Raw genomic sequence first — 11,561 nt, forward strand, 5'->3', positions numbered from 1 at the left:
ACTTTTGAATGGAGAGGTGGCAGAGTGGTCGAATGCGCTCGACTTGAAATCGAGTGAGGGTCAAACCTCCGTGGGTTCGAATCCCACCCTCTCCGTTTTTTTTCTAACTCTAAGCTATAAGAATGGGAATCTGATCCCCTGCTACGAATTTAAGTTGTATATTATTCTATTTGATAGTGATGCCTCAAACTTTATTCACTTTTGACTTTTGACTTCTGTGAAGTGGTTGACTTTTGGTTTTGAATAATTACAGCAGATTTCAAACTAATGGGGTATGACTGACGGGGTAAATATTTTTTGCTTTTTCACTACCCTAATTCCCATCTTCTCTACTGCCTACTCCCTAAAAACATCAATGTATGTACCTCATAACTTTGGAAACTGCTGTAAGAGTTAAACTATCGTGAAAATTATTAACTCGCAACAATCTTATACTTTCAGTAAAATCTTTGAACTAAAAATTGAACCTAAAGATTTAGCGAATTATTTCGGTTATTCCTTTGCCAGAACAAGGTTGAATTTACCTCAATATCAGGGAAATTTAGATAGAATTAAGCAGTTAAAAGAACGTATTGAGGAAATTTTACCTTATGCTTCTTTATCTAGTGAAGCAGCTAGGAGAGAAATTTTGATTTCACCTTTAATTTTCGATTTGGTTTATTATACTAAATCTGAAATTTTTATTGAATATTATATTAAGGTTAATGAACAGTTACAAGGATATTTAGATTACTTTTTAGAGAGGGTAAATGATTTATTGGTTATAGAAGCCAAAAAAGAGAATTTAGATTATGGAATGACTCAGCTTATTGCTGAATTAATTGCTTTAGAACAATGGCAAGAAAACAAGGAACAAATCTATCTAATTGGTGCTGTAACAACGGGAAAAATTTGGGAGTTTGCCCGCTTAAATCGCGATCAAAAACAAGTTGAACAAGGTTTGGAAAGTTATCGTGTCCCTGAAGATATTGAACCTTTAATGGGAATTTTAGTGCAAGCATTATCTTAAAAGGAAGGAACAAAGTTTTTGTTTGTAGTAGGGCTTGATCCTCTGAAATACTTATAGTAGGGCTAAAGCCCTACTATGAGCCTAATTATAACTATTCTACCGAACATGGTATAAGTGGCAACACAACCCAACAATAATTTGATTTATTCTAAAATCCCTCTACAAAATCATCAGAAGCGATCGCCAACTCATCAGCTCGTGTTATCGTACCAATAACTTCTCCACTGCTAGCAACAATAATAGAAATAGTATTATCCTCACCAGGAACGATCGCTAGCTGAGAAAATGTCAACTCTTCTTTTAGCTCAATCAGATCGATACCATCTTCAAAATCTAATATTGTATTGTTTCCTGTATCTACCTTCAACTGAAACACATCTTCCCCTCTACCACCAATAAGGGTATTATCCCCTTTACTACCAACCAGGGTATCGTCGCCCAAATCTCCACTTAAGCGATCGCTACCCGTGCCACCATTAAGATAATCTCCTCCCTTACCGCCAAATAAGCTATCATTGCCATCCTCACCCTCAAGAGAATCGTTGTCTCGTTCTCCTAGGAGCAAATCATTACCACCATTACCCAAGATAATGTCATTGTCTTTACCACCATAAATCTTATCGTTATTAACATTACCGTCAATGCTATCGAAACCCTGATTGCCGGAAATTACATCAGCACCACTACCACCATTAATACTATCATCTCCCTGTAAACCAAAAATAGAATCCTGACCATCTATGTCTACTAAAATATCATCCTCAGCAGTACCGATCAGAGGTTGAAACGGATCTACATCGCTAACATCTTCGTTTGCCAGCAAATTGTCAACAACAAAAACATCTGACCGTTGGTTAGTATCACCTGACACCAAATCATCAAGCAAAGAATTAAATGCTATGAGACTACCATCAGCAGAGATAGAGGAAAATTCAGGTGTCCACCCAAAGGGTAGAGCGGGAGTGAAAGATTGGGTTCTTTGAGCTTCTGACTCCTCAACAGTAAAAGCGGTGGTGGTAATATTGGAGCGTAGATCATGTATAAAAACCATTCCATTTCCTGCTCGAATGATTGTACCTGTCGTAGAAGCGATAAATCTTCCATCAGCAGAAAAGACAGGAGCTTGACCTCCCGGAATACGATTAGTCTCGACCGTTACGCGATCGGATACGAAGACTTGGGGAATAGGACGATCGTCACCCGCCAAACCTGTCGGTAAAACAGGAGTGGTTAGAGATGTGAAAGCTATAAAACGCCCATCGTTAGAAATTGTACTATCACCAATACGATCTCCAGGGTGAGACTCTGCCGTAATACAAGAGTTTGTTCCAGTTTCGCGATCGTGAATATACATCTGACAGTTTTCCTCCCCAGGTACTAAGTTATCTGCATCAGAGGAAAAAATGATAAATCTTCCATTGCTAGACATAGAGTAAATTCTGGAACTGCTGTTAAACTGATTTCCCGAAGAGTCTGGATTAAATTGGGTGGTAATACCTGTTTCTAGCTCCCGTATAAAAATATTTTGCTTTTCATTAGAATCTCCTGGCACTAGGTTGTCGGCAAGAGAGTTAAACCAAACTTCACTTCCATCAGCAGAAATTATAGAAGATTGAGAATTTCTGTTTCCCGGTTCTCCTGCAGAGTTGAGAGAAACTATACTGGTTATACCCGTTTGTTGATCGCGTAAAAATATATCCCACGTCTCGTTCGTATCTCCTGGTACCAAATTATTAGCAAAAGAAGAAAAGGCGATGAACCTTCCATCTGCAGAAATAGAGGGGTTAATGGAAGAATCATTTCCCTGTTTTCCTGCGGAGTTGACAGAAACCAAGCTAGTGACACCTGTTTGTCGGTCATGGACGAACACATCCTGCGCTCCATTAGTATCTCCTGACACCAAATTATTAGCAAAAGAAGAAAATGCGACAAATCTACCATCACTAGAGATAACAGGAGAGCTAGATACCCCATTTGCTTCATTTCCAAACGAATCTACCGACACCCGGTTAATAGCAAAAACTGAATTATAATTGGTAGCGATCGCTTCTAAAAAAACTCTAGTGCTTTCTATCTCCCCTAGTCTAACTTCCAGTTCCCAGTCTCCTCCTAAAGCAGCACTTCCAGTCAGGTTAGCAGATGCAGCAATATTTGCGCTAGTTATTTTCTGGAATCTCTGTAAAAATTCTGCTCCTGCATCTCCAGCAGCAATATTGCAACCATACAGAAAAATGTCTCCTTGCCACTGTTGCAAGTCCCAAATATAATTATTGATTGTATCAAGACTTAATTGAGCGTTGCCGAGATACAAGCAACCAGGGGAACCGTGACTGATGATGTGAATGGTATTTACATTTGACCTTTGAGCGAGAACTTCGGTTATTTGTTTTATTCCATCACGGTTGCTCTCGAGAGCGATCGCCTCTGTTTCCTCAATCACTCCAGCGACTAACATTTGATAATTGTCTACTCCCTTGTCTATGACGACGATAGCTCTTGACTTCTGGGAATAGGAAGTTGAGTAGTTTTGTCGATACATATTATATTATGTCCGCTTGAATACTTAGGGTTTGCGCTCAAAAGTCTTATGGGTGAGGGTAGGAGACAGGAGACAACCCACCCCTCGCCCCTCCCAGGAGGGGAATAGGGAATAGGGAATAGTTAAGAGTCAGGAGGAACGGGGAGTTATAGAGAAGGTGATCGTTCATGATAGCAAGAGTGATTTTTCTGCCCCCCTCACCCCAAAATCCGCTCCTTTATGCAGCTCTTTGAGCTAAAAACCTGGTACAATTTCTAGATCCAAAAAGGCTAAAACCTTTATCTGTAAATGCTTTTAGATTTAATCAGCAAGCCCTAATTATTCTTATAAGGTGTGTGGGTGAGCGATAGCTAACCCACACCCTCTAATCGAACTACTGAAGAAACTGCTACAAAGGTCATTCGTGGTGGCTCCTGGTTCTACAATCCAGGGTGGTGTCGCTCTGCGTACCGCAACAACTGTTTTGCGGTATCCACTCAATATGATGGGGTAGGGAATGATTATAACTGCCAAGGCCAATCAAATGGATTGATAAAATAGGGAGCGATCGTATCGCCTAAATCAATAAGGGTCACCAAAAAAGAATAAAGGATAAAGAATAACAACAGAAGAACACAGAAGGTTATAGAATATGACACATGAGACAAGCAGGATGACAACCAAAAATTAGTAGAGCAGGTTCTGCAAACGATAGACCCTACCGAAATTGCAGACAAGTCCTTGTCTCAAAAAGTAGAGAGCCTACTGAACCTGATAGAAAAATTACACGTACAACTCAAAGACCTGCAACAAGAAAATCAACGCTTAAGAGACGAAAACAACCGCCTCAAAGGAGAACAAGGTAAGCCAAATATCAAAGCTAAAAAACCAAGAGGGTTCTCAAACAATTACTCATCAGAAAAAGAACGAAAGCTACCTCAAAACCATTCTAAGGGTAGTAAAAAATCTAGGGTCAAAATAGATAGAGAAGAAATATTAGAGTATCCGATGGAATTACTGCCCATGGATGCACAGTTTAAAGGTTACGAAGAAGTAATCATTCAAGACATCACCCTGGGAACTGATAACGTATTATTCCGTAAACAGAAATATTACTCACATTCTAGGGGAAAAACTTATCTAGCAGAATTACCAGCAGGTTATGAAGGAGAATTTGGTCCGGGAGTTAAAAGCTTAATCATAAGTTTGTACTATGGGGGAAATATGACCCAAGGCAAACTATTAGAGTTTCTAGAGGACATGGGCATCTTAATCTCAGCCGGGAATTTGTCTAATTTATTAATCAAAAACCAGTCTTTTTTTGAAACAGAAAAAAGCGAAATTTATGAAGCAGGACTATTAAGTAGTCCCTGGCAGCACTTTGACATGCGCAGGAGCCCGTGTGGGAGGAGTCAACTATACCACGAATGTAGTGTGTAACCCTCTCTATACGGTCTACTTTACCACTGTCAACAAAGATCGATTAAGTGTACTTCAAGGTTTACTGAACGGAAAAGAACTAGAGTTTATTCTCAATCCCTTCACCAACTCAATGTTGGAAACCTTACGTGTACCAGATAAATGGAAGAAGTCTCTGGAATTGTTGCCCCAAGAAACTGTATTGAATTCCACAGAGTTTAATGGGCTAGTAGATAGACATTTACCATTATTAGGGTCACAAATGCGTAAACGTATTTTAGAAGCAGCAGCAATCGCTTTTTATCATCAGCAAAGGGACTGGCCAGTCATCAAGACTCTCATAAGTGATGATGCACCGACCTTCAAGTTACTAACTGATGAGTTGGCTTGCAAGTGGATACATGAGGGACGACATTATAAAAAGTTAACTCCCAAGGTTAATTATCATCAAAAACTCCTGGAACAATTCTTGGATGATTTTTGGGATTACTATAGAAAGTTACTTGCTTATAGAGATGCTCCCACACTTTCAACTGCACAAAGACTACGCTCTGAATTTTCTCGACTTTTCACTACTGAGAGTGGTTATCAACAGTTGGATGAACGAAAACGATTAACTGCGAGCAAAATCTCGGAGTTGCTGTTGGTGTTAGAGCATCCGGAATTGCCATTACATAATAACCCGGCGGAGTTAGCTGCTAGGACTATGGTGAGAAGACGCCATATCAGTTATGGAACTCAGACGATTGAAGGGACTGCATCTTGGGATACTTTTATGTCCCTTGTTGCTACTACTCGTAAGCTGGGATTGAGTTTTTTTGAATATGTACGTGATCGCATTTCCCAGATAGGTAATATTCCCTCTCTAGCAACTATTATTTACGTTCGCGGAGCGTGGCGTCAGCCGTATCGCTCTTCTGTTAATTCCTTTGGTTTGTCTTGGCAGAAATAATTGCCTACCCCATCATATTCAGTGGATACGATACGATCGCTCCCTATTTTATCAATCCATTTAATTGGCCTTGGCAGTTATAATCATTCCCTACCCCATCATATTGAGTGGATACGTTTTGCGGATGGCTCGAACGGCCCTTTTGGCTTTCGTGTATTACGTATCTCCGTTCTTAGAAACCTACGATAATCTATATAAATCTATGATTATCTGTTCTATTCTTGCTTCTACCTGGCAACGTCGGCGCCTGTCCAGTCCACAAGCTGACACGGTCGAACTGACCGCCTGAGCTAGATTTAAACTAGCATTCAAATCTCGTTCGCGCTAGCGTTGCGGAGCAATCGCAACTGAAACCCCCAGAACTCTTGAAAGAAAATAGAATTTATGATACTCGTCCAAATAATGCTAGGAACAAACTTAACATTCATCGGTGCGTGTGACGGAGAGGGGGGGATTCGAACCCCCGTATAAGTCACCCCATAACAGCATTTCCAGTGCTGCGCCTTAAACCACTCGGCCACCTCTCCAAAAAGCAAAAATATTAAATTTTATATTTGCTCACAATTATACTATTGTAGCAGAATAATTCTAAATTTTGCAAGTCTTTCTGGCAAAAAAATTTTATATTGGATCTTGGGCCTAGTTTACTAAGTCATAAGTCAGAACTCAGAAGTCAGAAGTTATTTTTGTAACAGGGATTTGAGATCCGCTCCAAAAATATTTCGCCTTAAAAGGCAGGGTTTTAGACCCAATTATTTTGATAACATAAGATTAAGCTTGACATCCTCCCGACGCTGCTATACGCGAGACAGCGCGGGATTCCCTAGCATCGCTGTTAGGGGCTTTCTGTTTCAATGCACCCGCATAAACGAGATTTACTCTCTTCGGGTCTTACAGGTGAGGGTAGGAGTCAGGAGCCAGGAGTCAGGAGTCAGGAGGAATGGGGAATGAGCGAGGAGGCAGGAGAGAGAATTATCCCAAGATTGTTCTACGATAGTTAACCCAAAATCCTAACTTTTTGAGTTCCCTAGAACGATAACCTTGCACTTTTTCAAGGTCCCAAAAGGCTAAAACCTTTATATATCAATACTTTTAGATTTCATCAGCAAACCCTAATTAAAATTTAATACCTCAATAACTAATAATAACTATAAATTATAATCTCAAATTATTATGGCCCGTCATCACCAAATTCGCATACACGATCGCCAAAAAGATACATATCATACAGTCCAGGTTCCTGAAGACCGCTACATCCTCCACAGTGCCGAAAATCAAGGAGTAGATTTACCATTTTCCTGCCGTAATGGTGCTTGTACTACTTGTGCAGTGAGAGTTATATCTGGCCAACTATATCAACCAGAAGCAATGGGACTATCATTAGAACTGCAAAAACAGGGTTATGCTCTTCTGTGTGTCAGCTATGCTCGTTCTGACCTATTTGTAGAGACACAAGATGAAGATGAAGTATACGAACTCCAATTTGGTCGCTATTTTGGCAAAGGAAAGGTAAAAGCGGGATTGCCATTGGATGAAGACTAAAATCATTTATCTACTTATAGTCTGGATATTTTTCACTGGTTGCCAAAACTCAAATCCCCGCTCGGGCAAAATAATTAGAGTAGAAAGGGTAGTTACTGGACAAACTATCGAGATAACTGACCGTTCTGCTGCTGTACCCATACTAGAACCCATTCGCTTGATAGGTATTCAGGCACCGGATACCAGACAAAAACCTTGGGGACAAGAAGCTAGAACCCAACTAGAAAAGTTAACCTTGGGGCAAGAAGTTTTATTAGAGTTTGATGTCCAGAAAAAAGATAAATTCGACCGCCAACTAGCTTATATTTGGCTGAATGGGAAACTAATTAATGAATATATGGCAGAAGAAGGTTTGGCCTTGGCAGAGCCATATTTTCCTAACAATAAATATACAGAACGTCTTGCTAATGCCCAAGAAAAAGCTAGACTGATGGGGCGAGGTATCTGGAATCCAGAACGCCCAATGCGTCAAACTCCAGCACAATTTCGTCGTGAAAATCTTAAACAGTAGAAAGTCAAAAGTCATGCATTCAAAAGTAATTCGTTGTGAAAATCTTAAACAATAGAATTAAGCAACTCAAAAGTCATGCATTCAAAAGTCAAAAGTAAGAAGTTATTGTTGTTATCAAAATAATGTGGATCTAAAACCCCCCCTTTTCAGGCTATGCTTTATCAGCAAAATTCTTTACAAAATTGGATAATGCCTATTATCAAAAGCTTACGAGCATTTTGTTGGTTTTATAAGCTTTGACAAATTGACTAACTTGTGTGTTCCTAAAAGTTATTTTTTGTCGTTGCGATCGCAACGACACTAGGAGCTTTCAGGATGTAATACATCAAATGATATTTTTGTCAAGTTTTATGTTAAGAAAGATGTTTATAAAGCATAGCTTTTAAGGCAGGGTTTCCTATTAATTAATTAAGTTAATTATTTTTTATGAGTGCAGAACAATTACAAGTTTTCTTAGATATTGCTACTGAAGCTGCTCTTGCTGGTGGTGCAGAGTTGATGTCTTATTGGGGCAATCTTCAAGATATTCAAGAAAAGGGCAGTCCAGGAAATTTGGTAACTGAAGCTGACAAAGCTGCGGAAAAGGCGATCATCAAGGTTTTACAGCGACATCTACCAGACCATGGCATTCTAGCTGAAGAGTCGGGAGAGTTGGGAGATACAACAAGTAGATATCTATGGGCAATAGATCCTTTGGATGGTACTACTAATTTTGCCCACCAATATCCTTTTTCAGCATCCTCGGTAGGATTATTAATTGATGGGGTACCACAGGTGGGGGTGGTATTTAATCCGATTTTGGATGAACTGTTTCGTGCAGCTAAGGGTTTGGGGGCAACTCGTAACCGTAAACCAATTAGTGTTTCTCAGACTACTACGTTAGAAAGAAGTTTGACAATAACGGGTTTTGCTTACGATAGACGGGAGACTACTGACAATAACTACAAAGAATTTTGTCAAATATGTTATCTCACTCAAGGGGTACGACGTTCTGGTTGTGCTTCTATGGATCTATGTTCTATTGCTTGTGGTCGTGCAGATGGTTACTGGGAAAGAGGTTTGTCGCCTTGGGATATTGCTGCAGGTATAGTAGTGTTGGAGGAAGCGGGAGGTAAAGTTACGGCTTATAATGGTAGTCCTTTTGATATGAGTTCGGGTAAGATTTTAGCTACTAATGGCAAAATTCACGATTTAATGAGCAAAGCTTTGATTGAAACTCCGCTTTTGTCTCATTGGTCTACGGTTAGAATTTAGAATTTAGAATTTAGAATTTAGAATTACCTCTTCATTATAAATAGGACTTACGCAGATACGCTATATATAGCGCTCAAAACTATTGTCCAATAGTACTTGGACTATATAAATAGTGCCTTTGCGTAAGTCCTGATAAATTAAGAGGATTGGATCAAAGGATTTTTTTTCTTCTATTAGTTGATTGGATATGGCACAGGTTTCTTCCCCATCCCTCAACCACTTTTTTCTCCATGAATGGAGAGGCTTTAAACCTTAATTATTGGGTAAAGATTTAGTTTAGATTCAATGCAATTTTGTTAAGGAAAAGTTGTTATTATGTCTTTTACATTTAAACAAGGATTATTCCAATTTGATTTCACAGATCATCATGCAATTTTAGGGGTTTCTCTAGATGCAGAATTTGGTGAAATTCGTAAACGTTATATGCGAGTGGCGCGTCGTTTACATCCTGATACTTCACCCTTTGAAAGTGAAACTGATAAAGAATTTGCTAATCAGTTGTTATCTAAGTTGGTGAGTCCAGCTTATAATAAATTTTCTAAGGAAGGCGACCGCGCTGAACTGTTTGTGGTTATCAAAAATCTTAGTAATACTGTTAGTCAAAAGTGCAGTCAAATTAAGTTTACTACTGATGCAGCTCAAAAAATTGCTAAGGCGGGAGATTACCAAAAAGTATATAAGGAAGCTCTCAAGGAATTAAGCGATCGCGAATATGAATCTATTGACAAAACTTTAGATATCATTGGAGAAATTAGTGAATTGAATTTAGCTTATTTACTGCGCAAAAGTGGTTCTGGAGTTGTTAAACCCGCACCTCCACCTACACCGAAACCTCCTAGTGATTCTGTCAAACCCACAACTATAAAACCCTCAACTAAAAATCCTTTGGTAGAGCAAGCTTGTAATAGGGCTAAAACATTAATATCTAATAAAAATTATGTTAAGGCAATTTCTGAGTTAAAAGGAGCTTTGAAATTTGAGCAGAATGATAGTCTTTGTCATGCTTTATTAGGTTTTTGTTACTTCCAGCAAAAGCAACGCAAAATGGCAATATATGAAGTTAAAAGAGCTCTTTCATTAAATCCTCAAGAGCCAAAAGCATTAGAGGTAAAAAAATTATTAGAACAAGGTGCAACTGGCAATAAGAAACCAAGTAAACCAAAAGATAAAAAAGAAACTAAATCTGATAAAAGCGGTGGTTTATTTGGAGGTTTTTTTGGCGGAAATAAAAAGTAATTCAAGAATTTAGAATTTAGAATTTAGAATTTAGAATTACCTCTTTTTATAAATAATTAGGATTGGTTAAAACTGGAGTTTAGACTAAATTTTGGGGTCTTCAGATAATTTGCTCAGAAGCAATGAATACTTGAAACTCATAACCCTTGGAAAATATAAAGGGTGCAGATGTTTTCAATGCTCTTGATTATTTTTCTTTTTTGGCGAGGCAAGGGTGAAGCTGACATTATTCAAACTATTCAAAAAGTCTTTCCAGGGCACAATTAATATCATCAGGACTTACGCAAAGGCACTATTTATAGAGTGCAAGTACTATTGGACAACAGTTTTGAGCGCTATATATAGCGTATCTGCGTAAGTCCTAATCATGTTCGGTTGAATACTTATAATATCTGCGGACCGAAGGCAGCTATGCTGAGGGCAGAAGGCAGAAGGGAAAGAGCAAGGTTAGAAGGCAGAAGGTTTTTTATAACTGATTATCCGAACATGATATAACCTATAGCACCCTAGTGGATAATTGACTGAAAAGTCTTTGCAATGCTGATTTAGAAATAGTCTCAGTCTTGTTGGCCTATCTCACTATTCTCCCTCGGCAAGTTTCTGGCCTGCCTTAATTATGGTTTGCTGAAAAAGTCTTTTAGTAGGGGTAGGAGACAGGAGACAGGAGACAGGAGAAATTGGAATTATAGAGGAGGTAGGAGCTAAGTTTTGTAAGAATGATTTTTCTGCCATAATCGTCCCAAAATACTAGCTTTTTGAGCGTTTTAGACTGAAACAGGCACACTTTTTCAAGGCCCCAAAAAGGCACTTGTCTTTATATATCAATGCTTTTAGATTTATTCAGCAAGCTCTAATTAGTCTAAACTCCAGTTAAAAGGATTTTTTTTCTTTTTTCTCCATGAATGGAGAGGCTTTATACCTGAATTTTTCGGTAAGTTTTAGTATTATAGCGCTACGCATTAAGGTGTTTGACATTTCTAAACCCTGTTATATCATGTCCGGTTGAATAATTAGACAATGGTTGTCCGAAGGCAGGAGGCAGGAGGCAGGAGGCAGAAGGTTTTCTTTCATTGTCACCTTAATTTTATACACGCTCCGATGCTACCGGACATGATATTAG

Annotated in this window: 9 protein-coding genes and 2 tRNA genes; 8 read left to right on the forward strand and 3 right to left on the reverse strand. The window is 38.9% G+C overall.

The window, feature by feature from the left end; all coding sequences use genetic code 11:
• Positions 1-10: 10 nt before the first annotated feature.
• Positions 11-95: transfer RNA gene (locus F6K54_RS10385), tRNA-Ser, on the forward strand.
• Between the two features lie 308 nt (positions 96-403).
• On the forward strand, positions 404-1,009 hold the full coding sequence (locus F6K54_RS10390) for a hypothetical protein (RefSeq protein WP_293077145.1): 606 nt from the start codon (positions 404-406) through the stop codon (positions 1,007-1,009).
• Between the two features lie 148 nt (positions 1,010-1,157).
• Here the strand turns inward: F6K54_RS10390 and F6K54_RS10395 are convergent, their stop codons facing one another.
• Together F6K54_RS10395 and F6K54_RS10400 are read right to left on the reverse strand one after the other, a co-directional pair.
• Positions 1,158-3,548: a DUF4347 domain-containing protein gene (locus tag F6K54_RS10395; RefSeq protein WP_293077147.1), complete on the reverse strand. Its 2,391-nt coding sequence runs from the start codon at positions 3,546-3,548 to the stop codon at positions 1,158-1,160.
• Between the two features lie 324 nt (positions 3,549-3,872).
• The gene (locus F6K54_RS10400; RefSeq protein ID WP_293077149.1) at positions 3,873-4,061 is read right to left on the reverse strand and encodes a hypothetical protein; all 189 of its coding nucleotides are present in this window, start codon (positions 4,059-4,061) and stop codon (positions 3,873-3,875) included.
• Positions 4,062-4,268: 207 nt separating this feature from the next.
• Here F6K54_RS10400 and F6K54_RS10405 point away from each other — a divergent pair, with 207 nt between their 5' ends.
• Positions 4,269-4,967: a hypothetical protein gene (locus F6K54_RS10405; RefSeq protein WP_293077151.1), complete on the forward strand. Its 699-nt coding sequence runs from the start codon at positions 4,269-4,271 to the stop codon at positions 4,965-4,967.
• Positions 4,968-5,079: 112 nt separating this feature from the next.
• On the forward strand, positions 5,080-5,898 hold the full coding sequence (locus F6K54_RS10410; RefSeq protein ID WP_293077153.1) for a transposase: 819 nt from the start codon (positions 5,080-5,082) through the stop codon (positions 5,896-5,898).
• 440 nt (positions 5,899-6,338) lie between these two features.
• Here F6K54_RS10410 and F6K54_RS10415 read toward each other — a convergent pair.
• Positions 6,339-6,425: transfer RNA gene (locus F6K54_RS10415), tRNA-Ser, on the reverse strand.
• A 646-nt stretch (positions 6,426-7,071) separates the two neighbouring features.
• Here F6K54_RS10415 and F6K54_RS10420 point away from each other — a divergent pair.
• The 4 genes from F6K54_RS10420 (at position 7,072) to F6K54_RS10435 (ending at position 10,441) form a co-directional block, all read left to right on the forward strand.
• Positions 7,072-7,440: a 2Fe-2S iron-sulfur cluster-binding protein gene (locus F6K54_RS10420; protein WP_293077155.1), complete on the forward strand. Its 369-nt coding sequence runs from the start codon at positions 7,072-7,074 to the stop codon at positions 7,438-7,440.
• Positions 7,430-7,951, forward strand: coding sequence for a thermonuclease family protein (locus tag F6K54_RS10425; RefSeq protein ID WP_293077157.1), 522 nt, complete (start codon positions 7,430-7,432; stop codon positions 7,949-7,951). The genes F6K54_RS10420 and F6K54_RS10425 overlap by 11 nt, the downstream gene beginning before the upstream one ends.
• A gap of 426 nt (positions 7,952-8,377) precedes the next feature.
• Entirely contained in the window at positions 8,378-9,205 is an 828-nt protein-coding gene (locus F6K54_RS10430; protein ID WP_293077159.1) for an inositol monophosphatase family protein, read from the forward strand.
• A gap of 315 nt (positions 9,206-9,520) precedes the next feature.
• Positions 9,521-10,441 carry a DnaJ domain-containing protein gene (locus F6K54_RS10435; RefSeq protein WP_293077161.1) on the forward strand — a complete coding sequence of 307 codons (921 nt, stop codon included), beginning with the start codon at positions 9,521-9,523 and terminating at the stop codon, positions 10,439-10,441.
• Positions 10,442-11,561: the final 1,120 nt, after the last annotated feature.

Source organism: Okeania sp. SIO3B5 (assembly GCF_010692555.1).
GTDB lineage: Bacteria > Cyanobacteriota > Cyanobacteriia > Cyanobacteriales > Microcoleaceae > Okeania.